This is a genomic window from Streptomyces sp. NPDC058289, from assembly GCF_042880975.1.
GTDB lineage: Bacteria > Actinomycetota > Actinomycetes > Streptomycetales > Streptomycetaceae > Streptomyces > Streptomyces stoeckheimensis.
In genome coordinates, this window is record NZ_JBHVYI010000011.1 from 93,749 (window position 1) to 119,872 (window position 26,124).

The 26,124-nt window shown below is 70.5% G+C and carries 28 protein-coding genes; 21 read left to right on the forward strand and 7 right to left on the reverse strand.

The window, feature by feature from the left end; genetic code table 11:
• Positions 1-17: 17 nt before the first annotated feature.
• Positions 18-221, reverse strand: a complete 204-nt coding sequence (locus tag ACFVX6_RS08215) for a cold-shock protein (protein WP_112451444.1) — start codon at positions 219-221, stop codon at positions 18-20.
• Positions 222-458: 237 nt separating this feature from the next.
• Between ACFVX6_RS08215 and ACFVX6_RS08220 the strand changes: the two genes are divergently transcribed.
• The 7 genes from ACFVX6_RS08220 to ACFVX6_RS08250 all read left to right on the forward strand — a co-directional run bounded on the left by ACFVX6_RS08220 (position 459) and on the right by ACFVX6_RS08250 (position 7,542).
• Positions 459-1,322: a menaquinone biosynthetic enzyme MqnA/MqnD family protein gene (locus tag ACFVX6_RS08220; protein WP_389689176.1), complete on the forward strand. Its 864-nt coding sequence runs from the start codon at positions 459-461 to the stop codon at positions 1,320-1,322.
• 214 nt (positions 1,323-1,536) lie between these two features.
• On the forward strand, positions 1,537-2,364 hold the full coding sequence (locus ACFVX6_RS08225; RefSeq protein WP_389689178.1) for an MBL fold metallo-hydrolase: 828 nt from the start codon (positions 1,537-1,539) through the stop codon (positions 2,362-2,364).
• Positions 2,365-2,500: 136 nt separating this feature from the next.
• Positions 2,501-3,307: a prepilin peptidase gene (locus tag ACFVX6_RS08230; protein WP_389689180.1), complete on the forward strand. Its 807-nt coding sequence runs from the start codon at positions 2,501-2,503 to the stop codon at positions 3,305-3,307.
• Between the two features lie 252 nt (positions 3,308-3,559).
• Entirely contained in the window at positions 3,560-4,759 is a 1,200-nt protein-coding gene (gene mqnC / locus ACFVX6_RS08235; protein WP_389689182.1) for a cyclic dehypoxanthinyl futalosine synthase, read from the forward strand.
• Positions 4,760-4,766: 7 nt separating this feature from the next.
• Positions 4,767-5,426 (forward strand): hypothetical protein, encoded by a 660-nt coding sequence (locus tag ACFVX6_RS08240; protein WP_389689184.1) that lies wholly within the window; start codon positions 4,767-4,769, stop codon positions 5,424-5,426.
• 493 nt (positions 5,427-5,919) lie between these two features.
• Positions 5,920-6,612 (forward strand): demethylmenaquinone methyltransferase, encoded by a 693-nt coding sequence (locus ACFVX6_RS08245; RefSeq protein WP_389689186.1) that lies wholly within the window; start codon positions 5,920-5,922, stop codon positions 6,610-6,612.
• Positions 6,613-6,630: 18 nt separating this feature from the next.
• On the forward strand, positions 6,631-7,542 hold the full coding sequence (locus ACFVX6_RS08250) for a glutaminase (RefSeq protein ID WP_389689188.1): 912 nt from the start codon (positions 6,631-6,633) through the stop codon (positions 7,540-7,542).
• Positions 7,543-8,094: 552 nt separating this feature from the next.
• Here ACFVX6_RS08250 and ACFVX6_RS08255 read toward each other — a convergent pair.
• Positions 8,095-8,625, reverse strand: coding sequence for a GNAT family N-acetyltransferase (locus ACFVX6_RS08255; RefSeq protein ID WP_389689190.1), 531 nt, complete (start codon positions 8,623-8,625; stop codon positions 8,095-8,097).
• Positions 8,626-8,722: 97 nt separating this feature from the next.
• Here ACFVX6_RS08255 and ACFVX6_RS08260 point away from each other — a divergent pair, with 97 nt between their 5' ends.
• Positions 8,723-10,006, forward strand: coding sequence for a geranylgeranyl reductase family protein (locus ACFVX6_RS08260; RefSeq protein WP_389436044.1), 1,284 nt, complete (start codon positions 8,723-8,725; stop codon positions 10,004-10,006).
• 58 nt (positions 10,007-10,064) lie between these two features.
• Here the strand turns inward: ACFVX6_RS08260 and ACFVX6_RS08265 are convergent, their stop codons facing one another.
• Genes ACFVX6_RS08265 through ACFVX6_RS08275 form a run of 3 tightly spaced genes read right to left on the reverse strand, consistent with a single transcriptional unit; the run spans position 10,065 to position 11,141 of the window.
• Positions 10,065-10,514, reverse strand: coding sequence for a DNA-binding protein (locus tag ACFVX6_RS08265; RefSeq protein ID WP_389689192.1), 450 nt, complete (start codon positions 10,512-10,514; stop codon positions 10,065-10,067).
• The gene (locus ACFVX6_RS08270; protein ID WP_147420012.1) at positions 10,508-10,750 is read right to left on the reverse strand and encodes a hypothetical protein; all 243 of its coding nucleotides are present in this window, start codon (positions 10,748-10,750) and stop codon (positions 10,508-10,510) included. The genes ACFVX6_RS08265 and ACFVX6_RS08270 overlap by 7 nt, the downstream gene beginning before the upstream one ends.
• 49 nt (positions 10,751-10,799) lie before the next feature.
• Positions 10,800-11,141, reverse strand: a complete 342-nt coding sequence (locus ACFVX6_RS08275; protein ID WP_389689194.1) for a hypothetical protein — start codon at positions 11,139-11,141, stop codon at positions 10,800-10,802.
• 189 nt (positions 11,142-11,330) lie between these two features.
• Between ACFVX6_RS08275 and ACFVX6_RS08280 the strand changes: the two genes are divergently transcribed.
• Positions 11,331-12,323: a hypothetical protein gene (locus tag ACFVX6_RS08280; protein WP_389689196.1), complete on the forward strand. Its 993-nt coding sequence runs from the start codon at positions 11,331-11,333 to the stop codon at positions 12,321-12,323.
• Between the two features lie 16 nt (positions 12,324-12,339).
• On the opposite strand, the gene ACFVX6_RS08285 is transcribed toward ACFVX6_RS08280, so the two are convergent.
• Positions 12,340-12,666 (reverse strand): hypothetical protein, encoded by a 327-nt coding sequence (locus ACFVX6_RS08285; RefSeq protein ID WP_389689198.1) that lies wholly within the window; start codon positions 12,664-12,666, stop codon positions 12,340-12,342.
• 375 nt (positions 12,667-13,041) lie between these two features.
• Between ACFVX6_RS08285 and ACFVX6_RS08290 the strand changes: the two genes are divergently transcribed.
• Positions 13,042-13,455, forward strand: a complete 414-nt coding sequence (locus ACFVX6_RS08290) for a hypothetical protein (protein ID WP_389689200.1) — start codon at positions 13,042-13,044, stop codon at positions 13,453-13,455.
• Between the two features lie 213 nt (positions 13,456-13,668).
• Here the strand turns inward: ACFVX6_RS08290 and ACFVX6_RS08295 are convergent, their stop codons facing one another.
• On the reverse strand, positions 13,669-14,529 hold the full coding sequence (locus ACFVX6_RS08295) for a C40 family peptidase (RefSeq protein ID WP_389689202.1): 861 nt from the start codon (positions 14,527-14,529) through the stop codon (positions 13,669-13,671).
• Positions 14,530-15,414: 885 nt separating this feature from the next.
• Between ACFVX6_RS08295 and ACFVX6_RS08300 the strand changes: the two genes are divergently transcribed.
• The 11 genes from ACFVX6_RS08300 to nuoK are packed head-to-tail and all read left to right on the forward strand — an operon-like array spanning position 15,415 to position 26,119.
• Positions 15,415-15,774: an NADH-quinone oxidoreductase subunit A gene (locus ACFVX6_RS08300; RefSeq protein ID WP_030010013.1), complete on the forward strand. Its 360-nt coding sequence runs from the start codon at positions 15,415-15,417 to the stop codon at positions 15,772-15,774.
• 14 nt (positions 15,775-15,788) lie between these two features.
• On the forward strand, positions 15,789-16,343 hold the full coding sequence (locus ACFVX6_RS08305; RefSeq protein WP_243339941.1) for an NADH-quinone oxidoreductase subunit B family protein: 555 nt from the start codon (positions 15,789-15,791) through the stop codon (positions 16,341-16,343).
• Positions 16,340-17,080, forward strand: a complete 741-nt coding sequence (locus ACFVX6_RS08310) for an NADH-quinone oxidoreductase subunit C (protein WP_389689204.1) — start codon at positions 16,340-16,342, stop codon at positions 17,078-17,080. The genes ACFVX6_RS08305 and ACFVX6_RS08310 overlap by 4 nt, the downstream gene beginning before the upstream one ends.
• The gene (locus tag ACFVX6_RS08315; protein WP_389689206.1) at positions 17,080-18,435 is read left to right on the forward strand and encodes an NADH-quinone oxidoreductase subunit D; all 1,356 of its coding nucleotides are present in this window, start codon (positions 17,080-17,082) and stop codon (positions 18,433-18,435) included. Before ACFVX6_RS08310 ends, ACFVX6_RS08315 begins: the two co-directional genes overlap by 1 nt.
• Positions 18,432-19,187: an NADH-quinone oxidoreductase subunit NuoE gene (nuoE, locus tag ACFVX6_RS08320; RefSeq protein WP_389689208.1), complete on the forward strand. Its 756-nt coding sequence runs from the start codon at positions 18,432-18,434 to the stop codon at positions 19,185-19,187. The genes ACFVX6_RS08315 and nuoE overlap by 4 nt, the downstream gene beginning before the upstream one ends.
• Positions 19,187-20,536, forward strand: a complete 1,350-nt coding sequence (gene nuoF / locus ACFVX6_RS08325) for an NADH-quinone oxidoreductase subunit NuoF (protein WP_250740941.1) — start codon at positions 19,187-19,189, stop codon at positions 20,534-20,536. The genes nuoE and nuoF overlap by 1 nt, the downstream gene beginning before the upstream one ends.
• Positions 20,533-23,040 carry an NADH-quinone oxidoreductase subunit G gene (locus tag ACFVX6_RS08330; protein ID WP_389689210.1) on the forward strand — a complete coding sequence of 836 codons (2,508 nt, stop codon included), beginning with the start codon at positions 20,533-20,535 and terminating at the stop codon, positions 23,038-23,040. Before nuoF ends, ACFVX6_RS08330 begins: the two co-directional genes overlap by 4 nt.
• Positions 23,037-24,407 (forward strand): NADH-quinone oxidoreductase subunit NuoH, encoded by a 1,371-nt coding sequence (gene nuoH / locus ACFVX6_RS08335; RefSeq protein WP_250740939.1) that lies wholly within the window; start codon positions 23,037-23,039, stop codon positions 24,405-24,407. Before ACFVX6_RS08330 ends, nuoH begins: the two co-directional genes overlap by 4 nt.
• Positions 24,400-25,014, forward strand: coding sequence for an NADH-quinone oxidoreductase subunit NuoI (gene nuoI, locus ACFVX6_RS08340; RefSeq protein WP_389689212.1), 615 nt, complete (start codon positions 24,400-24,402; stop codon positions 25,012-25,014). The genes nuoH and nuoI overlap by 8 nt, the downstream gene beginning before the upstream one ends.
• On the forward strand, positions 25,011-25,823 hold the full coding sequence (locus ACFVX6_RS08345) for an NADH-quinone oxidoreductase subunit J (RefSeq protein ID WP_389689214.1): 813 nt from the start codon (positions 25,011-25,013) through the stop codon (positions 25,821-25,823). The genes nuoI and ACFVX6_RS08345 overlap by 4 nt, the downstream gene beginning before the upstream one ends.
• The gene (gene nuoK, locus ACFVX6_RS08350) at positions 25,820-26,119 is read left to right on the forward strand and encodes an NADH-quinone oxidoreductase subunit NuoK (protein ID WP_112449176.1); all 300 of its coding nucleotides are present in this window, start codon (positions 25,820-25,822) and stop codon (positions 26,117-26,119) included. The genes ACFVX6_RS08345 and nuoK overlap by 4 nt, the downstream gene beginning before the upstream one ends.
• The last annotated feature ends 5 nt before the right edge of the window (positions 26,120-26,124 follow it).

The window sequence follows — 26,124 nt, forward strand, 5'->3', positions numbered from 1 at the left end:
TTGGTTGGCCCAGGCGACTAGGCCGGGGTGACGTTCTCCGCCTGCGGGCCCTTCGGGCCCTGGGTGACGTCGAAGTTCACCAGCTGGTTCTCCTCAAGGGAGCGGAAGCCGGCGGCGTTGATCGCGGAGTAGTGGACGAAGACATCCGGGCCGCCGCCGTCCTGGGCGATGAAGCCGAAGCCCTTTTCAGCGTTGAACCACTTGACGGTTCCGGTAGCCATGAGCCCTCCTATGGGCCAAAGGGTCGCCCTGCTCCAGAACCTGCTAAGAAGTCTGAAAACTACAAAAGCCTGCGGGTCACATTCTCCGCAGGCCTCGTACTGCAAGGGAAACCAAACTGCAACTTGCGTCGAGCCTAGCACGCACCTCCCGGCCGAGACCAGAGGGAAAGATCACGTCACTCGGACGTTTGAGACCCGCCAGACGGCTGACGGAGACGCGGGGGCTAGTCTCGCGATGTGGACGCCTATCGCAGCCGGCCCCGTGTCGGCCACATTCAGTTCCTGAACTGCCTGCCCCTCTACTGGGGGCTGGCCAGAACCGGCACGCTGCTGGACTTGGAGCTGACCAAGGACACCCCGGAGAAGCTCAGCGCGAGCCTCGTCCAGGGCGGCCTGGACATCGGCCCCATCACCCTCGTGGAGTTCCTCCGCAACGCGGACGAGCTCGTCGCCTTCCCCGACCTGGCGGTCGGCTGCGACGGTCCCGTCATGTCCTGTGTGATCGTTTCGCAGGTCCCCCTGGACCAGCTGGACGGCGCCCGCGTCGCTCTGGGATCCACCTCGCGAACGTCCGTACGCCTGGCCCAGCTGCTGCTCGCGGAGAAGTACGAGGTGCGGCCCGACTACTACACCTGCCCGCCCGACCTGGGGCTGATGATGCAGGAGGCGGACGCGGCGGTGCTGATCGGCGACGCCGCTCTGCGGGCCTCGCTGCACGACGCGCCCCGGCTCGGGCTCGCCGTCCACGACCTGGGGGCGATGTGGAAGGAGTGGACGGGACTGCCGTTCGTCTTCGCCGTCTGGGCCGCCCGCAAGGACTACCTGGAGCGCGAGCCGGAGGTCGTGCGGAAGGTCCACGAGGCCTTCCTCGCCTCCCGGGACGTGTCCCTGGAGGAGGTCGGCAAGGTCGCCGAGCAGGCGGCCCGCTGGGAGGCCTTCGACGCGGAACTCCTGGAGCGCTACTTCACGACGCTCGACTTCCGCTTCGGCCCCGACCAGCTGGCCGGCGTACGTGAATTCGCGCGGCGGACGGGACTCACGACGGGCTATGCGCCCGATGTGAACGTGGAGCTCCTGCCGGTGGGCGTAGCGGGTCATTAGCGCGGCTTATGAGGGTATTCGCCTTTCCGCAGAGCGGAATGGAACGGAAAGGTGAATGCCCGCCCTTTACGGGGAATGCCGTCTCCTTTCATCACCCCCCGGCCGCACCCCCTGCGGGCGTGCGGCCGGAGCCGCCCGGGGACACGATGAGAGGGAGAGGAAGCCCGACGGCGGTCGCGAGCGTGCTCACCCAGGGGGCCATCGGAGCTCCGCCATGACCACACGCACAGTCGGCCGGGACATCACGGTGCTCGGGGACGCGCTCGAAGCGCCCGGAGTCGGTTTCATCCCGGTCAACGCCTTCGTCCTGCACGCCCGGGAGCCCGTGGTCGTCGACACCGGCCTCGGCCTGCCCGACCGGGACTTCCTGACGACCCTCTCCGAGGCCATCGACCCCGCCGACGTGCGGTGGATCTGGCTGACGCACCCGGACCGGGACCACACCGGCGGGATCTTCGCCCTGCTGGAGGCCGCCCCGGAGGCCCGCGTGGTGACCACCTTCCTCGGCGCGGGCGAGATGACCACGGAGCGCCCGCTCCCGATGGACCGGCTCCACTTCCTCAACCCCGGCCAGCGCCTCGACGTGGGCGACCGCTCCCTCACCGCCTTCCGGCCGCCCCTCTACGACAACCCCGCGACCGTGGGCTTCTACGACGACCGGTCGCGGGCCTGCTTCAGCTCCGACTGCTTCGGCGCCCCCCTCCCGGACGGTGACCTCGCGGCCGGCGGCGACGCCGGGGCGGTCGGGCCCGAGGACCTGCGGGCCGCCCAGTTGTTCTGGGCTTCGCTGGACAGCCCCTGGGCGGCCGTCGCCGACCGGGAGAAGTTCCTCGCCACGGTCCAGCCGGTCAAGGAGATGGATCCCGAGCTGGTGCTCTCCACCCACCTGCCGCCGGCCGCCGGAATCGGGCTCATCGCCCGGATGCTCGACACCGTGGGCCTCGCCCCGGGCCTCGAACCCTTCGTGGGCCCGGACCAGCAGGCCCTGGAACAGATGCTGGCCGGGTTCGAACCGGCCGGCTCGGCGAGGTCGGCGGCCTGAGCCGTAACGCCCCCGGACCGGACCCCGGCGGAGCCCCGGAGAACGGCGGAAGGGCGGGTAGTAGGGGACGGCCGCCCCTGCTAGCGTCCATCGCCAAGACGCGGCGGGGCGGGGCAGGGCGGGGGCGAGAGCTGGCATGGGCATCGCGGGATTCGTGGCCGGGGTCACGCTCTGGGGGGTGCTGGCAGGTCTGCTGCTGCCCCGCGCCGCCTACCGCCTCTCCGTCGAGCTGGGCACGCCCTGGCGGTCGGACTGCCCGGCCGGGCATCCGCTGACCGGCCCGGCCCGCGGCTGGCTGGGCCGTGCCGTGTGCCCCCGGTGCGTGCCCGGAGCCCGGTGGCGCGGCGGTTATGCGCCCGCCACGGGGGCCGTGCTCGCCAGCACCCTGGTGTGCCTCACGCTGGGCGCCGGGGTCGGGGCGCGGCCCGAACTGGTCGCCTGGCTGCTGCTGGCGCCGTTCACCGTCCTGCTCTGCTTCGTCGACCAGGCCGTGCACCGGCTGCCCGACGTGGTGACCCTCCCGCTGGCGGCCACCACCGCGGCAGCGCTCGGCGTTGCCGCCCTGTTCACGGGTACCGGCGGATCCTGGACGCGCGCCCTGCTCGGAGGGCTCACCCTCGGGTGCGTCTACCTCGTCTTCCATCTGATCTACCCGCCGGGCATGGGCTTCGGCGACGTCACCCTCGCCCTGACCGTGGGGCAGATCCTGGGCTGGTACGGGTGGTTCGTGCTGCTCGTGGGCAGCTTCTCCGCGTTCGCCGTGGCCGCCGTGCACGGGTACGTCCGGGCCGCCCTGCGCCGGGTGGAGCCCGGGGCCTCGATCGCCTTCGGGCCGTTCATGGCCGGCGGCGCCCTCGCGGGCGTGATCTACGCGGGCCTGGGCCTGGGTCTGGGGCTCGACCTGGGGTCGGGTCCCGTCCTGGGCGCCGGACCCGTTCCGTGAGCCGGTTGAGTGAGCCCGTCCCGTGAGCCGGTTGCGTGAGCCCGTCCCGCGAGCCGGTTCCGCTCACGGGGCTCGGCGAGCGGGGGCCCCGTGAGGCGGCTTCCCGCGGCGGGTCCGCGATCCGGGCCCTTCGGGACATCCCGCAGGGGGCCAGCCCGGGAGCCGGAGGGGCTGGCGTAGGCTGGATCGGTCCGGGAATCTCGACCGCAGCCGGGCGCCAGCCGAACGACACAGCCGAAAGGTGACGCACCGGTGACCGACCAGGCCGCTCTCCAGTCAGTCCTCGACCGAGCCGCCGCGGGGGGCCGGATCACCCAGGAAGAGGCGCTCGAGCTCTACCGCCACGCGCCCCTGCACGCCCTCGGCCAGGCCGCCGACGCGGCCCGCCGGCTGCGCTACGCCGGTACCGAGCACATCGCGACGTACATCATCGAGCGCAACATCAACTACACCAACGTGTGTGTGACGGCGTGCAAGTTCTGCGCCTTCTACGCGGCCCCCAAGGACGCGAAGAAGGGCTGGTCCCGGGACCTCGACGACATCCTGCGCCGCTGCGCGGAGACCGTCGAACTGGGCGGCACGCAGATCATGTTCCAGGGCGGCCACCACCCGGACTACGGCGTCGAGTACTACGAGCACCACTTCTCCGCCATCAAGCAGGCCTTCCCGCAGCTGGTCATCCACTCCCTCGGCGCGTCCGAGGTCGAGCACATGGCCCGGATCTCCAAGGTGTCGGCGGAGGAGGCCATCCAGCGCATCCACGCCGCCGGTCTCGACTCCTTCGCGGGAGCCGGCGCCGAGCTGCTCCCGGAGCGGCCGCGCAAGGCGATCGCCCCGCTCAAGGAGTCCGGCGAGCGCTGGCTGGAGATCATGGAGATCGCCCACAAGCTGGGCGTGGAGTCCACCTCCACCATGCTGATGGGCACCGGCGAGACCAACGCCGAGCGCATCGAGCACATCGCGATGATCCGGGACACCCAGGACCGCACGGGCGGCTTCCGCGCCTTCATCCCGTACACCTACCAGCCCGAGAACAACCACCTCAAGGGCCGGACCCAGGCGACCGTCTTCGAGTACCTGCGCATGATCGCCATCGCGCGGCTCTTCCTCGACAACATCGCCCACATCCAGGGCTCCTGGCTCACCGTGGGCAAGGAGGCGGGCCAGCTCTCCCTGCACTACGGCGCCGACGACCTCGGTTCGATCATGCTGGAGGAGAACGTGGTCTCCTCGGCCGGTGCCAAGCACCGCTCGAACCGCATGGAGATCATCGACCTGATCCGCAAGGCGGGCCGCGTCCCCGCGCAGCGCGCCACGACGTACGAGCACCTCCTCGTGCACGAGGACCCGGCGAACGACCCGGTCGACGACCGCGTTGTCTCGCACATCTCCTCGACCGCCATCGAGGGCGGTACGGCCCACCCCGAGCTGAAGCTCATCTCCTCGAACTGACGCGCCCGTGCTGACGATCCACACCGCCGAACTCCTCGTCACCGGACCGACCGGTACCGGTACCGGACCCGCGCCGCTGCCCGGCGGCGCGGTCCTGGTCGAGGGGGACCGCATCGCCCGGGTGGGCCCGTACGAGGAGCTCGCCGCGGCCTACCCGCACGCGCGCGCCCGCAGCTGGCCCGGGGTGCTGACCCCGGGGCTGCTGGTGCGCGGCGGTGACGAGCTGCTGGAGCGCACGTACTACCCGGACGACCCCTACGAGATCACCGAGCTCGGGGCCGAACCGATCAGCGGCGCCGAGGCGTTGGCGGACCTGAAGATGACCGAGCCGCGCTGGGGCAACAGCGCGCGGCGCGGCACGCAGAAGCTGCTCGCCCGCGGGGTGGTCGCGGTGGCCGGCCGCTTCACCAGCCCGGCCGTCCGGACGGCCGTGGTCCGCTCCGGGCTCACCGTCGTCCCGCCCGCCCCCTACGAGGGCCCGGCCTCCCTGGACCCGCTCGCCGGCCGGACCGCGGCCGAGGAGGCCTTCCACGGAGTCCTGGAGCCGGGCGCTCCGGCGCGGTTCGCGGTCTTCGCGGTCTCCGGCCCGGCGGAACTGCTGGTGGAGGGCCCGACCACCTGTGTGGCCACGGTCATCGGCGGCAGGCTGCTCCACCGTCGTCGCTGAGCCCGGGGGAGTCCGTCCGCCCGAGGCGGTCCCCGCGGACCAGCCGCGCGGCGCGAGCTCCTCGGCGAGTCCCACGCAGACCCCGAGCAGCGCGATGAGGAGGATCTGCTCCGGCCGCCAGATGCTCCAGTCGGTGGCCGCGGCATGGCTGACGGCGGCGATGAGCGCGAGCGCGGGACCGATCCACATCCAGGGCCGGCCCGCGGCCGTCCGCCTGCCGAAGATCGAGCGGAGCCGGCCGATGGCGGCCGCGAAGCCGAGGAGGGTCACGGCGCCGATCGCGATCGGCAGCACGAGGGCGAAGAAGATGCTGGCGCCCGTCGCCAGCACGTCGTCCTTGTCCACCTCGTCGCCGAAGACGGCGCCGAATGCGGGCGGCCGGGTGTGGGGGACGGGGGCCTGCGAGAATGGCGGGACGGTCCGCAGGACCTGCCGAACCGTCCGCCGAACCGCCCGCCGAACCATTCGCACCGCACCCGAGGGGCCCACGCCAGTGACATCCGCTTCCCTGGACAAGCAGCCGCACGAAGTCGCCTCCATGTTCGACGGCGTGGCGGCGAACTACGACCTCACCAACGACGTCCTCTCCCTCGGGCAGGCCCGCCTGTGGCGCAAGGAGGTCGCCAAGGCGGTCGCCGCGCGCCCCGGGCAGCTGGTCCTCGACCTGGCCGCCGGCACGGCCACGTCCTCGCTGCCCTTCGCCGCGGCCGGCGCGTACGTCGTGCCCTGCGACTTCTCCCTCGGCATGCTCCGCGAGGGCAAGAAGCGCAACCCCTGGCTCCCGCTGACGGCCGGCGACGCGACGAAGCTCCCCTTCAAGGACGACGCCTTCGACACCGTCACCATCTCCTTCGGCCTGCGCAACGTCCAGGACACCGACGCCGCCCTGCGCGAGCTGTACCGAGTCACGAAGCCCGGCGGCCAGGTCGTGATCTGCGAGTTCTCGCAGCCCACCTGGGCCCCCTTCCGGACCGTGTACACCGAGTACCTGATGCGCGCGATGCCGCCGGTGGCCCGCGCGGTCTCCTCCAACCCCGACGCGTACGTCTACCTCGCCGACTCCATCCGCGCCTGGCCCGACCAGCCGGCGCTGGCGACGCTGCTGCAGAAGGCCGGCTGGTCCAAGGTGGCCTGGCGCAACCTGAGCGGCGGCATCGTGGCCCTGCACCGCGGCACGAAGCACTAGCGGTACGGGGCCCCGCAGATGGACTACCAAGCACTGCTGGAGCAGGTCGCCACCGACATCGCTCCGCTGATCGGCAGCGGCACCACCGCCGAGTACATCCCGGCGCTGGCGTCCGTGGACCCCCGGCAGTTCGGGATGGCCATCGCCGACCTCGACGGCAACGTGTTCGGGGTGGGGGACTGGCACACGCCGTTCTCCACGCAGTCCATCACCAAGGTCTTCGCGCTGGCCCTCGCGCTCGCCGAGGGCGGCGACAGCCTGTGGGAGCGGGTGGGCCGGGAACCCTCCGGCAACCCGTTCAACTCCCTCGTGCAGCTGGAGTACGAGAACGGCATCCCCCGCAACCCCTTCATCAACGCGGGCGCGCTCGTCGTCACCGACCGGCTCCAGACGCTGACGGGCGACGCGAGCAGCGAACTGCTGCGGTTCCTCCGGGAGGAGAGCCAGAACCCGGACATCGCCTTCGACGCGGAGGTCGCCGCCTCCGAACAGGAACACGGCGACCGCAACGCGGCCCTGGCCCACTTCATGGCCGCCTACGGAAACATAGACAACCCGGTGCCGACGCTGCTGGACCACTACTTCTGGCAGTGCTCCATCGAGATGAGCTGCGCCGACCTGGCCCGGGCGGGCCGCTTCCTGGCCCGGCACGGCCTGCGCGCGGACGGCTCCCGCCTCCTCACGCGCAGCGAGGCGAAGCAGGTCAACGCGGTGATGCTGACCTGTGGGACGTACGACGCGGCGGGGGAGTTTGCCTACCGGGTGGGCCTGCCGGGCAAGAGCGGGGTGGGCGGGGGCATCGTCGCGGTCGTGCCCGGCGCGTGCACGCTGGCCGCGTGGAGCCCCGGCCTGGACGCCCAGGGCAACTCCGTTGCCGCGGTCGCAGCCCTGGACCGTTTCACGACCCTGACGGGCCTGAGCGTTTTCTAATACCGCGCCACTCGCACCGCTGCGCGGGCTTCGCGTCGCTGCGCCGGACTCCGCCCGGCGGGGGCCCGGTCGGGGTGCTCGCCCCTGCCGTCCCGGGGTGGGGTCCGGTGGGCGGGTGCGGTTGGGTTGGCCCTGCGGGGCGAGGTCCCCTACCCGCCCTTCGCCCGTTCCCCGGGCTGCGCCCGGACCCTTTCCGGGGCCGGGCCCGGACCTTTCCTCGGGCTGCGCTCGGATCCCTCCCCGGGCTGCGCCCGACCCATCGCCGGGTGCGGCGCCGTTGCCGGGGGCCAGCCCCCGGGCCCCCGCTCCTCAAACGCCGGAGGGGCTGGATTTTCGCCGGCGTCGGGCACAGCCCGGCACCCCCCTCCAGCCCATCCGGCGCCGCCCAGCCTCGCCGGCGTTTGAGGCGCGGGTCCGGGCAGCGCCCGGGGAACGGCGGAAGGGTGGGTAGGGGAACTCCGCCCCGCGCAGCGGCACGCTCAGGCGAAGCGGGCACGGCTTCACCGGAGCGGCTTGGCCCCGCGAAGCGGGCGCGGCCCCGCGCAGCGGGGGTTAGGTGGGTTGGAGGGTCAGGGCGTAGCGGCGGGCGTGGCGGGGGCCGCCGGGGATCGGAAAGCGGTCCGCCAGGGTCATGCCCAAACGCTCGGCCACCGCGATCGAGCGAACATTCGCATCGTCGATCATCGCCACCACATCCGGAACCCCAGCCCCCCGCACCCGCTCCAGCGTCGCCAGCGCAGCCGCGTACGCATACCCCCGCCCCCACGCGGAGCGACCGAGCCGCCAGCCGATCTCGATCTCCCCGACCGGACCCCACGCCTTCGCCTCCGGCCACGGCTGGGCCCCGGTGAAGCCGATGACCTCACCGTCCGCGTCGAGCAGCGTCCACAGGCAGAAGCCGAGCCGGGCGTCGTGCATCCGCTGTCGGGCGGTGATTTCCTCGTAGAAGGAAAGCTCGGCGGGTCCGCCGAGGAACTCCATGACATCGGGGTCGCGGAAGACCCGGTGCCAGGCGTGCGCGTCCTCGTCCGTGGGCACACGGAGCTGGACGACGGGGAGCGGCCGGGTCGGCGAGGTGGTCACAGGGGGCAGCCCTTCGAATCGCGATCTCTCTCGCTGCATAGACTGCACAGGTCTTGTGCCGTTGGGCACCCTTTATCGAGCCTTCGGGAGACCCGCCGTGACCGAGCCCCTCTCCGAGCACTCCGCGGACGTGATCGTCGTCGGGGCCGGGCCCGCCGGCTCGACCACTGCTTATTACCTGGCCAAGGCCGGACTTGACGTGCTGCTGCTGGAGAAGACCGCGTTCCCGCGCGAGAAGGTCTGCGGCGACGGCCTGACGCCGCGCGCCACGAAGCAGCTCGTGTCGATGGGCATCGACATCTCCGAAGAGGCCGGCTGGCTGCGCAACAAGGGCCTGCGGATCATCGGCGGCGGCCAGCGGCTCCAGCTGGACTGGCCCGAGCTGGCCTCCTTCCCCGACTACGGACTCGTCCGCAAGCGCGACGACTTCGACGAGACGCTGGCCCGCCAGGCGCAGAAGGCCGGCGCCCGGCTGTACGAGCGCTGCAACGTGGGCGAGCCCGTACGCGATCCCCGTACCGGCCACATCACCGGAGTGACGGCGAAGCTCGGCGAGGAGAAGACCCCGGTCACCTTCAGCGCCCCGCTGGTGGTCGCGGCCGACGGCAACTCCTCCCGGCTCTCCCTGGCGATGGGCCTGCACCGCCGCGAGGACCGCCCGATGGGCGTGGCCGTGCGGACGTACTTCACCTCGCCGCGCCACGACGACGACTACCTGGAGTCCTGGCTGGAGCTCTGGGACCGGCGCGGGGCCGAGGACCGGCTGCTGCCCGGCTACGGCTGGATCTTCGGCATGGGCGACGGCACCTCCAACGTCGGCCTCGGCATCCTCAACTCCTCCTCCGCCTTCAAGGAGCTGGACTGGCGCGAGGTCCTCAAGGCCTGGTGCGCCTCGATGCCGGAGGACTGGGGCTACACCCCGGAGAACATGACGCAGCCCATCCGCGGCGCGGCCCTGCCGATGGCCTTCAACCGGCAGCCGCACTACACCAAGGGGCTGCTGCTCGTCGGTGACGCGGGCGGCCTCGTCAACCCGTTCAACGGCGAGGGCATCGCCTATGCGATGGAGTCGGGCCAGATCGCCGCCGACGTCATCGTCCAGGCCCACTCCCGCGCCACTCCCGCCCTGCGCGAACTGACCCTGCACAGCTACCCGAAGGTCCTGAAGGAGACCTACGGCGGCTACTACACCCTGGGCCGCGCCTTCGTGAAGCTCATCGGCAACCCGAAGATCATGAAGGTCGCCGCCCAGCGCGGGCTGAGCCACCCGGTGCTGATGAAGTTCACCCTGAAGATGCTGGCCAACCTGACCGACCCGACGGGCGGCGACGCGATGGACCGCGTCATCAACGGCCTTTCGAAGGTCGCTCCAAAAGCCTGATCGTTCAAGGTCTGGCCGCTCGGTGGAGCTGAGCGGCCAGGCTCTTGGCGCTCGACCTTCAGACGTTGACGATCTTCACCTTGGGTGAGCCCGGAAGTTCCTCGGCGGCCTTGCACAGCGCCGGGATGTGCGACTTGTCAGAAGTGACGAGCAGTACCGGGGGAGTGCAGAGTGCGGCGGTGGCCACCACGAGTGCGTCCACGAGGCATTCGTGCCCGTCAAGGCCCGAGACGTCCAGCAGCTTCGCTGCGGCTTCTGTCACCGCGTCGTTGACCGGTTTCACGTCGAACCGGGACAGCAGGAAATGGAGTCGCTTGGCGGCCTCGCCGGTGCGGCGCACCTCCAAGGGCGTCAGCGCGGACAACGCCACGCGCCGGCCGCTCTGCTGAGCGACCTCGATGCGCGCGCGCATTCCCTCGTCGCCGTCGACGTGCAGTGAAAGCCCTTGGGCGTCAAGGACGAGGGTGCCCTCGCTCTTTGCCTTGATCTTGAGGCGCTTGCTTACCACTCTTGTTCCGCCTGCCGCCGCGCTTCGGCGGAGACGGGGCCGAACGCCTTGCGGTCGGCGGTCACGACCTCGCGGAGCTTCTGCGCGGCGAGCCATTCCTCCAGAGCTTCGGCCACAACGGAGGAGAACCCGCTCTTGCCGGCGCGTTCCTCGACTTCCTTGATCAATGACTGGGCGAGCGACACGGATCTCTTGCCGGCCCGCTCGACGGCCTGGGGTGCCACGTGACTGCTCATACCTAAAACGTAACACCGCCGGTAGGAATTTTCTCGTCCGATGGTTACCTCAGCGGAACCAAGGTCGCCCCCAAGGCCTGAGCCTGACCTTGGCCGGGTGCAGCTCGCGCGGGGCCTCGTACGAAGTCTCGTGCGGGGCCTCCTGCGGGGTCTCCTGTGCGGGCTCGGGCGTGCCGTGGACCAGGCGGATGCAGCGGGTCAACAGGACCAGGCCGCAGACCATCAGGGTCCCCGAGGCCGTCCAGTCCAGGGTGAGCGTGAGCGGGGAGCCGGGCTTCTGCCAGGGGCGGGTGGTGGTCAGCAGCCAGCCGCCGAGGGACAGCAGGCCGAGCCCGGCGGCTGCCGGGACGGCACCGGCACCGGGGGCTTCGTCGGACGGGCTGGTCGTCACGGATCACCACTTCCTGGGGCGACTCGGGCGCGCTCGCCCGGAACCATCTTCGCAGGGCCCCGCCTGGCGGGCACGAGGTGCCCGCCAGGCGGACGGCCCGGCAAGTCGGTTTCCAGGCAACAAGATTGGCTGACCAGCAGGTGAGAAGGCCTTGTCCCCGGTAGCGGCCGGACTGTTCAATTTCCGAGAGTGAACAGGTCTTCCGCCATGCGCCCCCGTCCGCTCCGCCACCCCGCCCTCCCGGCCGCCGTCCTGCTGGCGCTCGTCCTGGCCGGCTGTTCGGATCCGGACGGCGGTGGCGGCGCGCACGGGGAGCCGGAACTCGGAGAGGTCGCCGTCGCCCCGGCCGCCGCCTCGCTCTCGCTGCCCCTCGACGCGTACACGGACACCGATGCCGAGACGGTCCGCATGGGGCAGGTGCAGCAGCGGCTGCTCTCCCGCTGCATGGCCCGGTACGGGTTCCCGTACGAGGAGGTCAGGCCGTCCGATCCGGCCGGCGCCCAGGGGCCCGAGGGGCGGCACCGGGTGCTCTTCGGGGCGGCCGACCCCGAGTTCGCGGCGGCCCACGGCTACGACGTGACTGCGGGCAAGGGGCGGCCCGTCAAGCCCCCGGCGGCCCCGCTGAGCGAGAGCGCCGCACTGGTCATGCACGGCGAACGGCCGGGCGGGGAACAGGGAGCCGCGCAGCCCCCGGACGCCCCGACCGAGGAGGAGGCCGCCCAGGTGGACAGCGGCATCGACGTCGGCGGGCAGAAGGTGCCGGCCGGTGGATGCGTGCGCGAGGCCTACCGCACGCTCTACGCGCCGACGAAGGACAGCGTGGACCTGCTGTTCCCGTTCGGGTTGGCATCGGAGGCGCACGAACGCTCCAAGGGCGATTCGCGGGTGGTCGAGGTGCTGAAGAACTGGTCGGCGTGCATGGAGAAGTCGGGGTACACCGGCCTGAAGGATCCCTACGAGGTGGTCCAGAAGCTCGGCCTGGAGGCCGATCCGGGCGGCCCCAAAGCCGTCACCGCGGCCAAGGCCGATGTCGCCTGCAAGCGCGAGGTGAACCTCGTGGGCATCTGGGCGGCGGTGGAAGCCGCCTACCAGAAGCGGCTGGTGGAGGAGCAGGCCGAGACCCTCGCGCTGTACAAGAAGCAGCGCGAGGCCCGCTACAAGCTGGCGGCCGGGCTGCTCTGAGCCCTGCGCGGGCCGCTCAGGAGGGCCGGGGCATGCAGGCCCGGTACGCGTCGAGGTGGTCCCGCTTGAGCTCCTGCCACTGCTCGGAGGTGCCGCCGTCCTTCTGCTGCACCTCGCCGGTGACCGGATCCGGGTCCGGGTACCAGGAGATGCCCCGCTCCCTCATGCACGCCGAGGCTTTGCGCGCGGCGGCGAGTTCCTGCGCGCCCGCCTGGACGGGAGAGGGGGACGGGAGCAGCGACAGGCAGGCCTTCTGCGCCTCGGGGTACTGCGGGCTCTCCTTCTCCACGAAGTGAGGAGCCCCGTTCTCCCCGTAGGAGACGTTCATTCCGTGCTGTTGCATGCACGTGTAGAAGGGGACGTCCGCCGCCGCGAGCGAGGGGGTTGCAGTGGGCCCGGGCTTTCCCGCTCCGGAGTTCTTCCCCGGGACTTCCCCGCCTCCGCATCCGGTGAGTGCGAGGCACAAAAGGAGTGACGAGGATATTTCGCGTACACGCACGAGGTGTTTCCCTTGCGGTCGGCGGAGTGGAAGGGCGCGTCGGTGCGGGGGAGGGGCGGAAGGCCGCGGGAGATCGTAATCGGATGCCCGCAATACGGACAAGTCCGTTATCCGCCATGCTGGTTGTGGCCTGAACAGCCGAGAAGACCCTTGCCCGGCAGTGGTCCGGAAGGTTTAATCCCGGCCGGAATCAATTCCCTGAAGATGGAGAAATCGCCAATGAGCAAGGCCCTCAACAGAATCGCCGCCGGCTGCGCCGCCGCGGTATCCGTCGGCGCCGTTCTCCTGACGGCAGCCGGGCCGGCCGCCGCCAACACGGAGCGGAACGGCTATCTGGAAACCAGCGAGTTCGGCCTTTACTACAACTCCTACCAAGGCGGCTGTGTCTTCGACCTGATGTCGTCGGACTGGAACTTCTTCAACGACCTCTTCGTCGGGCCGGAGGGCTGCGCCGGCCGGAACCGGGTGACGAACGACGACACCGCGTCCTACCGGAACCGGGACACGTACACCTGGAAGGTGGCCACCGACCCGAACCTCGCCGGTCTGGTCGGTTCGCTCCCCCCGGGCTACGTGGGCAACGCCAGCGTCAACTTCAAGAACAAGATCACCTCGGCGACGTTCCTCGACTGACGGAACGGCGCAGGGAACGGCGCAGCGAACGGCGCACGGCTCAGGCGCCCCTCACGCCCCGCCGGAGGCTCCGGGAGCCTCCCGGCCGCCTCCAGGCACCCCAGGCGCCTCAGAAGCCCCCAGGACGGCCGAAAGGCCGGTACTCCACCCCCGAGCGGGGGAGTACCGGCCTTTCGCGCGTCACCGGGAGCGGCCCGGGACTGCGGGGAGATGTCAGAGGACGCGGACGGCGCCCGTCGGCTTGTCGTAGCTCAGGGAGCGCTCGACGATGCCGGTGCTGGGGTTCTGCGCGCCGACGAACTTGCCGCCGCCGACGTAGATGGCCACGTGGTACGCGCTGCCCTTGGAGCCCCAGTACAGGATGTCGCCCGGCTGGAGGGCGCTCAGGGAGACCGAGGTGCCGGCCGAGGACTGCGCCTGCGACATGCGCGGCAGGCTGATGCCGGCCTGGCGGTACGCGGCCTGGACGAGGCCCGAGCAGTCGAACGAGGACGGGCCGGTGCCGCCCATGACGTACGCCTTGCCGACCTGCGCGCGGGCGAAGCTGACGATGGCGGCGGCGGAGCCGGTCACGGGGGCCGTGACGGTGCCCTTGCCCTGCGAGGAACCCGCGGAGGAGGACCCGTTCGAGGAGGAACCGGAGTTGCTCTGGATCGAGGTGCGGGCCGTGCTGCGGCTGGCGCGCTCGGACTCGGCCTTGCGGTCCGCCTCCTCCTTCGCCTTCGCCTCGGCGTCGGCCTTCTGCTGGGCGTCGGCCTTCAGCTGCTTGGCCTCGGCGGCGGCGCCCGTGCGGGCGGTCTCCTCCAGGGCGTTGAGCTCGCCGTCGACGGCGGCGGCGCGGGTGTTCTCCGCGGCCTTGGCCACGGACGAGGACACCTCGGCGCTCAGGTCCAGGTTGAGGACCGGCATTTCGAGCGTGGTCTCGTGCGCGGGCTCGGCGGAGGGGGTGGCGCTCGCCGTGCCGGCCATGGCCAGGGTGCTGAGGACGCCACCGGCAACTCCGGCGCGGACCGCGAGCTTCGAGGCGCTGCGGCGAGGCTTCCGGTGGCTGGGTATGTGAGCGGTGAGGGACATGGGTCAACCGCTATCAGGGCCTCGCGGTTGCGTTCAAGAAACGTGGTCTGCGCCACAGTTGTGCGCGAAGCGGGCTAACCGGGCGCGTCGGACCTCTTATTGACGCCGTAACGGGCGAATCGGACAGCCGCTCACAAGGCTGTGATCATGGGGTTTCCGAAATAAGTCCGAATTGATCCCGGGCCTACCATCCACCTGCACAGATGGCCAAGCCCCCTTTCGGTACCGCGAATTCCGAGTGGCGCAGGTCACAGAAGCGTCACGCGATGCGGACGCTGTGGCCCTCCTGTGACCGAACCGTGAACGCGCCGCCGGGTCGGGGCCGGGTCGAGGCCGGGCCGGGGTCGGGTCGGGATCGGCTCCGGGCGCTCTCGCGGCCGAACCGCGAGAGGCCGCCGGCTCGCCCCGGAGTCGTTCCCGAGGTCGTCCCCCGAGCTCGCTCCGGCGTCACCCGCGGGGTGGGCTCTGGAGCGCCACTGCCCCGACTTCGTGAACGCATGCACGCGTCCACTCCCGTACGCGCGAGGTCCCCCGACCGGGGGACGCCGATCCCTTTATCATCACGCCCGCCACCTCGCCAATTTGCGTGCAGAGGCCACGATTTGATAGTGCAACAAGCCTTCCACCTGCAACGACAGGTGCGGATGTCACCTTTGGTGATCATGTGGATGCTTCACGTATGAAGATCACTACTCATTGGGCTTCATGATCGTTCGTCAGGTGGTGGAGATCACAAACTCGTTGTTGTAACCCGTGTCGCAGATCACAGATGGGCGGGCATAAGATGCGCACCAGTCCGGCTTGTGAACTGCCTCACATGCGAGGCGGGGCGCGCGGCGCCGGCAGCGGTCCAACGGTCAAGGACGACTGGAAGGAGCGAGGAGCGTGAATGCGTACGCGCCCATCCTCGTGCTCGGCGCCCTCGGCGCAGGGTTTGCGATCTTCTCCGTGGTCATGGCCACGCTGATCGGTCCAAAACGGTACAACCGGGCAAAACTTGAAGCGTACGAGTGCGGCATCGAGCCCACTCCCATGCCGGCCGGTGGCGGCCGCTTCCCCATCAAGTACTACCTGACGGCGATGCTCTTCATCGTCTTCGACATCGAGGTTGTCTTCCTCTACCCCTGGGCGGTCACCTTCGACTCGCTGGGGATCTTCGGGCTCGTCGAGATGCTCCTCTTCGTGCTCACCGTCTTCGTCGCCTACGCCTACGTATGGCGCCGCGGCGGCCTGGAATGGGACTGAGGGGCTGAATTTCCATGGGACTGGAAGAGAAGCTGCCGAGCGGCTTTCTGCTGACCACCGTCGAACAGGCCGCGGGGTGGGTGCGCAAGGCGTCCGTCTTCCCGGCCACCTTCGGCCTGGCCTGCTGCGCCATCGAGATGATGACCACCGGAGCGGGCCGGTACGACCTGGCCCGCTTCGGCATGGAGGTCTTCCGCGGATCCCCGCGCCAGGCCGACCTGATGATCGTGGCGGGCCGGGTCAGCCAGAAGATGGCGCCGGTGCTGCGGCAGGTGTACGACCAGATGCCCGCTCCCAAGTGGGTCATCTCTATGGGTGTTTGTGCGTCTTCGGGCGGAATGTTCAACAACTACGCGATCGTCCAGGGCGTCGACCACATCGTCCCCGTGGACATCTACCTGCCCGGCTGCCCGCCCCGCCCCGAGATGCTGCTCGACGCGATCCTCAAGCTCCACCAGAAGATCCAGGGCGGCAAGCTCGGCGTGAACCGGGAAGAGGCGGCCCGAGAGGCGGAGGAGGCGGCCCTCAAGGCGCTCCCCACCATTGAGATGAAGGGGCTCCTGCGGTGAGCGAGGACCCGGCCGTGCAGAACGGCCCCCAAGCCGGCAACGGCGACAACGTGCCCGCGCCCCGCGGAGCGGCCGGCCCCGAGGTGATCGGCGTCCGCAAGGGCATGTTCGGCGCCAACGACGGCGGCGACACCAGCGGCTACGGCGGCCTCGTGCGCACCGTGGCCCTGCCCGGCGAGAGCGCCCGCCCGTACGGCTCGTACTTCGACGAGGTCGTCGACGAGCTCGAAGGGGCGCTGGAGGAGCAGGACCTCGTCCCGGAGAACGCGATCGAGAAGGTCGTCGTCGACCGGGCGGAGCTGACCCTCCACATCGCGCGCGAGCACCTCCTCCTCGTCGCCAGGACCCTGCGCGACGACCCGGCCCTGCGCTTCGAGCTCTGCACCGGTGTCAGCGGGGTGCACTTCCCGGACGACAAGGGCCGCGAGCTGCACGCCGTCTACCACCTGCGCTCGCTCACCCACGGCCGGATCGTGCGGCTGGAGGTCACCGCCCCGGACGCGGACCCGCACGTCCCCTCGATCGTCTCCGTCTACCCGACGAACGACTGGCACGAGCGCGAGACGTACGACTTCTTCGGCCTGATCTTCGACGGGCACCCGGCCCTCACCCGGATCATGATGCCGGACGACTGGCAGGGCTTCCCGCAGCGCAAGGACTACCCGCTCGGCGGCATCGCCATCGAGTACAAGGGCGCCCAGATCCCGGCTCCCGACCAGCGGAGGTCGTACAGCTGATGTCCCCCACATCGAACAACGCGTCACACCACGCCTCCGCCGACCACGCTTCGGCGCGCGAAACGACCGAGGGCACCGTCTACACCGTCACAGGCGGCGACTGGGACGAGATCGTCCAGTCCGCGGCCCGCGCGGACGACGAGCGGATCGTCGTCAACATGGGCCCCCAGCACCCCTCCACGCACGGGGTGCTCCGCCTGATCCTGGAGATCGACGGCGAGACGGTCACCGAGGCCCGCTGCGGCATCGGCTACCTCCACACCGGCATCGAGAAGAACCTCGAATACCGGAACTGGACGCAGGGCACGACCTTCGTCACGCGCATGGACTACCTGACGCCGTTCTTCAACGAGACGGCGTACTGCCTGGGCGTCGAGAAGCTGCTCGGCATCACCGATCAGATCCCGGACCGCGCCTCCGCCATCCGCGTCCTGCTGATGGAGCTCAACCGGCTCTCCTCCCACCTGGTGTGCATCGCCACCGGCGGCATGGAGCTGGGCGCGACCACGATCATGATCTACGGGTTCCGCGACCGCGAGCTGATCCTCGACGTGTTCGAGCTGATCACCGGCCTGCGCATGAACCACGCGTTCGTCCGCCCCGGCGGCCTCGCGCAGGACCTGCCCCCGGGCGCCGTGGACCAGCTCCGCGAGTTCGTGAAGACCATGAAGAAGAACCTGCCGGAGTACGACAAGCTCGCCACCGGCAACCCCATCTTCAAGGCCCGCATGCAGGACGTCGGCTACCTCGACCTCACCGGCTGCATGGCGCTCGGCGCCACCGGCCCGGTCCTGCGCTCCGCCGGCCTCCCGCACGACCTGCGCAAGACGGACCCGTACTGCGGCTACGAGAACTACGAGTTCGACGTGCCGACCACCGAGTCCTGCGACTCCTACGGGCGGTTCCTGATCCGCCTGGAGGAGATGCGCCAGTCCCTGCGGATCGTCGAGCAGTGCCTGGACCGGCTGGAGCCGGGCCCGGTCATGGTCGCCGACAAGAAGATCGCCTGGCCGGCGCAGCTCGCGATGGGCCCCGACGGCCTCGGCAACTCGCTCGACCACATCAAGCAGATCATGGGCACCTCCATGGAGTCCCTCATCCACCACTTCAAGCTGGTGACCGAGGGCTTCCGGGTACCGGCCGGCCAGGCCTACGCGGCCGTGGAGTCGCCCAAGGGCGAGCTCGGCGTGCACGTCGTCTCCGACGGCGGCACCCGCCCCTACCGGGTCCACTTCCGCGACCCGTCCTTCACCAACCTGCAGGCCATGGCGGCGATGTGCGAGGGCGGCCAGATCGCCGACGTCATCGTGGCCGTCGCCTCCATCGACCCCGTGATGGGAGGCGTCGACCGATGACAGCCAATCAGCCCGCATCAGGGGTGAGCCTGGGCATGCCCCAGCTTCCGGCACCCGACTTCCCGGCCGACGTGCGCGCCCGGCTGGAAGCGGATGCGAAGGAAGTCATCGCCCGCTACCCCGACAGCCGCTCCGCGCTGCTGCCGCTGCTCCACCTCGTCCAGTCGCAGGAGGGCTACGTCTCGCGCACCGGCATCCGGTTCTGCGCCGAGGTGCTGGGCCTGACGACCGCCGAGGTCACGGCCGTGGCGACCTTCTACACGATGTACCGGCGCAAGCCCTCCGGGGACTACCAGGTCGGCGTGTGCACGAACACCCTGTGCGCGGTCATGGGCGGCGACGCCATCTTCGAGGAGCTCAAGGAGCACCTCGGGGTCGGCAACAACGAGACCACCCCCGACGGCAAGGTCACCCTCGAGCACATCGAGTGCAACGCGGCCTGCGACTACGCCCCCGTGGTGATGGTCAACTGGGAGTTCTTCGACAACCAGACCCCCGAGTCCGCCAAGGCCATGGTCGACGACCTGCTGGCCGGCCGCCCCGTCGAACCGACCCGGGGCGCGCCGCTGTGCACGTACAAGGAGACCGCGCGGATCCTGGCGGGCTTCCCGGACGAGCGCGAAGGCGCGGTCGAGGCGAGCGGCGGCGCGGGTCACGCCTCGCTGATCGGCCTGCGCATCGCGCGCGGCGAAGCCCCGCACACCCCGATCGTGCACCCGCGCGGCGAGGCCACCATCGAGGGAGGGGAGTGATGACCGTGTCCACCGAACTGAGTAAGAACGGGACGAGTCCGGAGAAGCTCCTCGCGCCCGTCCTGTCGGCGTTCTGGGACGAGCCGCAGTCGTGGACGCTGGAGACCTACCGGCGCCACGAGGGCTACGAGGGCCTGCGCAAGGCGCTCGCCATGACCCCCGACGACCTCATCGCCTACGTGAAGGACTCGGGCCTGCGCGGACGCGGCGGCGCCGGCTTCCCCACCGGCATGAAGTGGCAGTTCATCCCGCAGGGCGACGGCAAGCCGCACTACCTCGTGGTGAACGCGGACGAGTCGGAGCCGGGGACCTGCAAGGACATCCCCCTCCTCTTCGCCAACCCGCACTCCCTCATCGAGGGAATGATCATCGCCTGCTACGCGATCCGGTCGGAGCACGCCTTCATCTACCTGCGCGGCGAGACCGTGCCGGTCCTGCGGCGCCTGCACGAGGCGGTGCGCGAGGCGTACGAGGCCGGCTACCTCGGGGAGAACATCCTCGGGAGCGGGCTCAAGCTCGACATCACCGTGCACGCGGGAGCGGGCGCCTACATCTGCGGCGAGGAAACGGCCCTCCTGGACTCCCTCGAAGGCCGGCGCGGCCAGCCCCGGCTGCGTCCCCCCTTCCCGGCGGTCGAGGGCCTCTACGCCTGCCCCACCGTCGTGAACAACGTGGAGTCCATCGCCTCGGTTCCCGCGATCCTGAACAAGGGCAAGGACTGGTTCAAGTCGATGGGGACCGAGAAGTCCCCCGGCTTCACCCTGTACTCGCTCTCCGGCCACGTCGTCGGACCCGGCCAGTACGAGGCCCCGCTCGGGATCACGCTGCGCCAGCTCCTCGACATGAGCGGCGGCATGCGCCCCGGGCACCGGCTGAAGTTCTGGACCCCGGGCGGCTCCTCCACCCCGATGTTCACGGAGGAACACCTCGACGTCCCGCTGGACTACGAGGGCGTCGGCGCGGCCGGCTCCATGCTCGGCACCAAGGCCCTCCAGTGCTTCGACGAGACGACCTGCGTGGTGCGGGCGGTGACCCGCTGGACCGAGTTCTACGCCCACGAGTCCTGCGGCAAGTGCACGCCCTGCCGCGAAGGCACGTACTGGCTGGTCCAGTTGCTCCGCGACATCGAAGCGGGCAAGGGGGTCATGTCCGACCTCGAGAAGCTGAACGACATCGCCGACAACATCAACGGCAAGTCGTTCTGCGCGCTCGGCGACGGCGCCGCCAGCCCCATCTTCTCCTCGCTCAAGTACTTCCGCGCGGAGTACGAGCAGCACATCACGGGCAAGGGCTGCCCCTTCGACCCCAAGAAGTCGACCCTCTGGGCCGACACGGAGGTGACCGCATGACCGTGACCACTACGGCAGCCTCCGGCGGCGGAGAGGCGGCGGTCCCGCCGCAGGACCAGATCTCCCTGACCATCGACGGCATCGAACTGTCGGTGCCCAAGGGGACCCTGGTCATCCGGGCCGCCGAACAGCTCGGCATCGAGATCCCCCGGTTCTGCGACCACCCCCTCCTCTCCCCGGCCGGCGCCTGCCGCCAGTGCATCGTCGAGGTCGAGGGCCAGCGCAAGCCGATGGCCTCCTGCACCATCACCTGCACCGACGGCATGGTCGTCAAGACGCAGCTGACCTCCCCGGTCGCCGACAAGGCCCAGCGCGGGGTGATGGAGCTGCTGCTCATCAACCACCCGCTGGACTGCCCCGTCTGCGACAAGGGCGGCGAGTGCCCGCTGCAGAACCAGGCGATGACCCACGGCAACGCCGAATCGCGTTTCGAAGGCAAGAAGCGCACCTACGAGAAGCCGGTTCCGATCTCCACGCAGGTGCTCCTGGACCGCGAGCGGTGCGTGCTGTGCGCGCGCTGCACCCGCTTCTCCAACGAGATCGCCGGCGACCCGATGATCGAACTCCTGGAACGCGGCGCGCTCCAGCAGGTCGGCACCGGCGAGGGCGACCCCTTCGAGTCGTACTTCTCCGGCAACACCATCCAGATCTGCCCGGTCGGCGCCCTCACCTCGGCGGCCTACCGGTTCCGCTCCCGCCCCTTCGACCTGGTCTCCTCCCCGAGCGTGTGCGAGCACTGCGCGGGCGGCTGCGCGACGCGCACCGACCACCGCCGCGGCAAGGTGCTGCGCCGGATGGCCGCGGAGGACCCCGAGGTCAACGAGGAGTGGATCTGCGACAAGGGCCGCTTCGGGTTCCGCTACGCGCAGCGCCCCGACCGGCTCACCACCCCGCTGGTGCGCGGCACCGACGGGGTCCTGGCCCCCGCCAGCTGGCCCGAGGCCCTGGAGGCCGCGGCCGCGGGGCTGGCCGCCGCGCGCGGCCGGGCCGGAGTGCTGACCGGCGGACGCCTCACCGTCGAGGACGCCTACGCGTACGCCAAGTTCGCCCGGGTCGTGCTCGACACCAACGACATCGACTTCCGGGCCCGGGTGCACAGCGCGGAGGAGGCCGAGTTCCTGGCCGCCACCGTGGCCGGCACCGGCAAGGACCTGGACGGCAGCGGTGTCACCAACGCCTCCCTGGAAGCGGCCCCGGCCGTGCTCCTCGTCGGCATCGAGGCCGAGGAGGAGGCCCCCGGGGTCTTCCTGCGGCTCCGCAAGGCCCACCGCAAGCACAAGCAGCGGACCTTCGCCCTCGCCCCGTTCGCCACGCGCGGCCTGGAGAAGGCGGGCGGCACCCTGCTGGCCGCCGCCCCCGGCACCGAGCCCGAGTGGCTGAACGCGCTGGCCTCGCAGGCAGGCCTGGAGGACGGCGGCCAGGCCGCGGCCGACGCGCTGCGCCTGCCCGGCGCCGTCATCGTGGTCGGGGAGCGCCTTGCGGGCGTGCCCGGCGCGCTGACCGCGGCCGTCCGGGCCGCCGCCGCCAGCGGCGCCACCCTGGTGTGGATCCCGCGCCGGGCCGGAGAGCGGGCCGCCGTAGAGGCGGGCGCGCTGCCGTCCCTGCTGCCGGGCGCCCGTCCGGCCACCGACCCGCGGGCCCGCGACGAGGTCGCCGCCGCCTGGGGCCTGGACGAGCTGCCGCACCGCTACGGCCGCGACACCGGCCAGATCGTCGAGGCCGCCGCCACCCGGGAGCTGTCCGCCCTGCTGGTCGCGGGCGTCGAGCTCGCCGACCTGCCGGACCCGGCCCGCGCCAAGGCCGCGCTCCAGGAGGCCTTCGTGGTCTCCCTGGAACTGCGCCCCGGCGAGGTCACCGACTTCGCGGACGTGGTCTTCCCGGTCGCGGCCGTCGCCGAGAAGTCGGGCGCGTTCATCAACTGGGAGGGCAGGGTCCGGCCGTTCGAGGCCGCGCTCAAGCCCGAGCAGATGACCCGCCGGCTCGCCCCCGCCGACTCCCGCGTGCTGCACATGCTGGCCGACGCGGCCGACCGGCCGATCGCGCTGCCCGACGTACACGCCGTACGCCGGGAGCTCGACGGGCTCGGCCCGTGGGCCGGGGAGCGCGCCGCCGGACAGTCCGGAGACAGGGCGCTGCTGCCCCGGCCGGGTGCGGGAGAGGCGGTCCTCGCGGGCCACCGGCTCCTCCTCGACCAGGGTCTGCTGCAGGACGGCGACGAGGCCCTGGCCGGCACCCGGCACGAGGCCGGCGCCCGCCTGTCGGCCGCCACGGCCGCCGAGACCGGCGTCAAGAACGGCGACGTCCTCGCGGTGACCGGCCCCGCCGGCTCCGTGGAACTTCCGCTGCGCATCACCGAGATGCCCGACCGGGTGGTCTGGCTCCCGATGAACTCCACCGGCTCCGGGGTCCTCGCCGACACCGGAGCCCGCCCGGGGGAGCTGGTCCGCATCGGCCCGGCCACCCCCGCCGACACCAGCGACTCCCCTGCGGAGGTGGGCGCGTGAACACCGTTCAGATCGCCGCCGAAGACCTCTCCCTGTTCGGCAGGGACGTCTGGTGGCTCGTCGTCATCAAGGCGGTGTTCTGCTTCGCCTTCCTGATGGTGACCGTGCTCTTCTCCATCGTGTGGGAGCGCAAGGTCGTCGCCTGGATGCAGCTGCGCATCGGCCCCAACCGGCACGGCCCCTGGGGCATGCTCCAGTCGCTCGCCGACGGCGTGAAGCTGATGCTGAAGGAAGACCTGATCGTCAAGCGGGCCGACAAGGTCGTCTACGTCCTGGCCCCGATCATCGCGGCGATCCCGGCCTTCATGGCCATCGCGGTGATCCCCTTCGGCCCCTCGGGCAACGAGGTCTCCATCTTCGGCCAGCGCACCACGATGCAGCTGACCGACCTGCCCATCGCGATGCTCTACATCCTCGCGGTGGCCTCGGTCGGCATCTACGGCATCGTGCTGGCCGGCTGGTCCTCCGGCTCCACGTACCCGCTCCTCGGGGGCTTGCGCTCCTGCGCGCAGATGATCTCGTACGAGATCGCGATGGGCGCGGCCTTCGCCTCGGTCTTCCTCTACTCCGGGTCGATGTCGACCTCGGCGATCGTCGAAGCCCAGGCGGACCGCTGGTACATCATCCTGCTGCCGGTCTCCTTCATCATCTACGTCATCACGATGGTCGGCGAGACGAACCGCGCCCCCTTCGACATGCCGGAGTCCGAAGGCGACCTGGTCGGCGGCTTCAACACCGAGTACTCCTCGATCAAGTTCGCGCTGTTCATGCTCGCCGAGTACGTCAACATGGTCACCGTCTCCGCGGTCTCCGTCACCCTGTTCCTGGGCGGCTGGCGGGCCCCGGCGCCGATCTCCACGTACTGGGAGGGCGCGAACCACGGCTGGTGGCCGATGCTCTGGTTCGTCCTCAAGGTCCAGCTGCTGCTGTTCTTCTTCATCTGGCTGCGCGGCACGCTCCCGCGCGTGCGCTACGACCAGCTGATGAAGCTCGGCTGGAAGGTGCTGATCCCGGTCTCCGTGGTGTGGCTGATGCTGGTCGCCACCGTCCGGGCGCTGCGCAACGAGAACTACGACTTCCAGGAGATCGTGCTCTACGTCGGCGGCGGGGTCATCGCGCTCCTGCTGCTGTCCTTCGTCGCGGACCTGTTCCGCGACAAGAAGGAGAAGACGGCCCTCGCGGACGCCGAACTGGCCGCCGCGGCCGAACCCTTCGACCCCCTGGCGGGCGGATTCCCCGTACCGCCCAAGCCCGGCCAGCACCTGGCACCCGTACCGCGCAGGCGGCCCCGCAGTGAGCGGGAGCTCATTGTCAGTGGCGCGGCGAATACTGACAGTGACCGAGAGGAGGGTGCTGAGAATGTCTGACAAGTCTGACGCCGAGCAGGGCGAGAAGTGGCAGAACCCGGTGGCCGGCTTCGGCGTGACCTTCAAGGCCATGTTCAAGAAGCGCCTCACCGAGCAGTACCCGGAGCAGGAAAAGACCACCGCACCCCGCTTCCACGGGCGGCACCAGCTCAACCGCCACCCGGACGGTCTGGAGAAGTGCATCGGGTGCGAGCTGTGCGCCTGGGCCTGTCCCGCCGACGCGATCTACGTCGAGGGCGCGGACAACACCGAGGAGGAGCGCTACTCCCCGGGTGAGCGGTACGGCCGGGTCTACCAGATCAACTACGCCCGCTGCATCCTGTGCGGGCTGTGCGTCGAGGCGTGCCCGACCAGGGCGCTGACCATGACGAACGAGTTCGAACTGGCCGACTCCAGCCGCGAAGCGCTCATCTACACCAAGGAGCAGCTGCTCTCCGGGCTCACCGAGGGCATGGTCGAGGCCCCGCACTCGATCTTCCCGGGCACCGAGGACACGGACTACTACCGCGGGCTGGTGACCGGGGCGGCTCCCGGCACGGTCCGCCAGGTGGCCGTCTCCAAGGGCGAGGTCGCTCCCGAAGACGCTTCCGAGGGGGTGGGGGCATGAGCGCCGTCGCCGCGGCCGCCACCCTCACCTCCACCGGTGAGGCGGCCCAGTTCTGGATCCTCGGCACGGTCGCCGTCATCGGCGCGCTGGCCACGATCCTGATGAAGAAGGCCGTGCACAGCGCGCTGAGCCTGGCCGGGACGATGATCATCCTGGCGGTCTTCTACCTCGCCAACGGGGCGTACTTCCTCGGCATCGTCCAGGTCGTCGTCTACACCGGCGCGATCATGATGCTCTTCCTCTTCGTCGTCATGCTCGTCGGCGTCACCGCCGCGGACTCGCTGACCGAGACCATCAAGGGACAGCGCTGGCTCGCCGTCCTGTGCGGGCTCGGCTTCGGCATCCTGCTCATCGCGGGCATCGCCAACGCCAAGCTCACCCACTTCAACGGACTCGGCCGGATCAACTCCGGCGGGCACGTCGAGGGCCTGGCCACGCTGATCTTCACCAAGTACGTGTTCGCCTTCGAGATCACCGGCGCCCTGCTGATCACGGCGGCCGTCGGTGCGATGGTGCTCACCCACCGCGAGCGCACCGAGCGGGCCGCCACCCAGCGCGAACTCGCCGAGCGCCGCGTACGCGAGGGCGTACAGCTCCCGCCGCTGCCCGCACCCGGCGTCTACGCCCGGCACAACGCCGTGGACGTCGCGGGCCTGCTGCCGGACGGCACCCCCTCCGAGCTCACCGTCAACCAGACGCTGCGTGCCCGCGGCCAGATCAGGGACGTCTCCGGCAAGGCCCTGGACGACCTGAAGGCCCTGGAGCAGCGGTCGTCCGAGCGGCTCGGCCGTGAGGAGGCTTCGAAGTGAACCCGGTCAACTACCTGTACCTGTCCGCGCTGCTGTTCACCATCGGGGCGGCGGGAGTCCTGATCCGGAAGAACGCGATCGTGCTGTTCATGTGCGTGGAGCTCATGCTCAACGCCTGCAACCTCGCCTTCGTCACCTTCTCCCGGATGCACGGCAACCTCGACGGCCAGATCATCGCGTTCTTCACGATGGTCGTCGCCGCCGCCGAGGTCGTGGTGGGCCTCGCGATCATCGTGTCGCTGTTCCGTACCCGCCACTCGGCCTCGGTCGACGACGCCAGCCTGATGAAGCTGTAAGGGGT

Coding starts and splice junctions, on each gene's coding strand:
- ACFVX6_RS08215 (WP_112451444.1), bottom strand. CDS start 221: ATGGCTACCGGAACCGTCAAGTGGTTCAACGCTGAAAAGGGCTTCGGC.
- ACFVX6_RS08225 (WP_389689178.1), top strand. CDS start 1,537: ATGACCACACGCACAGTCGGCCGGGACATCACGGTGCTCGGGGACGCG.
- ACFVX6_RS08230 (WP_389689180.1), top strand. CDS start 2,501: ATGGGCATCGCGGGATTCGTGGCCGGGGTCACGCTCTGGGGGGTGCTG.
- ACFVX6_RS08250 (WP_389689188.1), top strand. CDS start 6,631: ATGGACTACCAAGCACTGCTGGAGCAGGTCGCCACCGACATCGCTCCG.
- ACFVX6_RS08270 (WP_147420012.1), bottom strand. CDS start 10,750: ATGAGCAGTCACGTGGCACCCCAGGCCGTCGAGCGGGCCGGCAAGAGA.
- ACFVX6_RS08285 (WP_389689198.1), bottom strand. CDS start 12,666: ATGCAACAGCACGGAATGAACGTCTCCTACGGGGAGAACGGGGCTCCT.
- ACFVX6_RS08290 (WP_389689200.1), top strand. CDS start 13,042: ATGAGCAAGGCCCTCAACAGAATCGCCGCCGGCTGCGCCGCCGCGGTA.
- ACFVX6_RS08295 (WP_389689202.1), bottom strand. CDS start 14,529: ATGTCCCTCACCGCTCACATACCCAGCCACCGGAAGCCTCGCCGCAGC.
- ACFVX6_RS08305 (WP_243339941.1), top strand. CDS start 15,789: ATGGGACTGGAAGAGAAGCTGCCGAGCGGCTTTCTGCTGACCACCGTC.
- ACFVX6_RS08315 (WP_389689206.1), top strand. CDS start 17,080: ATGTCCCCCACATCGAACAACGCGTCACACCACGCCTCCGCCGACCAC.
- nuoE (WP_389689208.1), top strand. CDS start 18,432: ATGACAGCCAATCAGCCCGCATCAGGGGTGAGCCTGGGCATGCCCCAG.
- nuoF (WP_250740941.1), top strand. CDS start 19,187: ATGACCGTGTCCACCGAACTGAGTAAGAACGGGACGAGTCCGGAGAAG.
- ACFVX6_RS08330 (WP_389689210.1), top strand. CDS start 20,533: ATGACCGTGACCACTACGGCAGCCTCCGGCGGCGGAGAGGCGGCGGTC.
- nuoI (WP_389689212.1), top strand. CDS start 24,400: ATGTCTGACAAGTCTGACGCCGAGCAGGGCGAGAAGTGGCAGAACCCG.
- ACFVX6_RS08345 (WP_389689214.1), top strand. CDS start 25,011: ATGAGCGCCGTCGCCGCGGCCGCCACCCTCACCTCCACCGGTGAGGCG.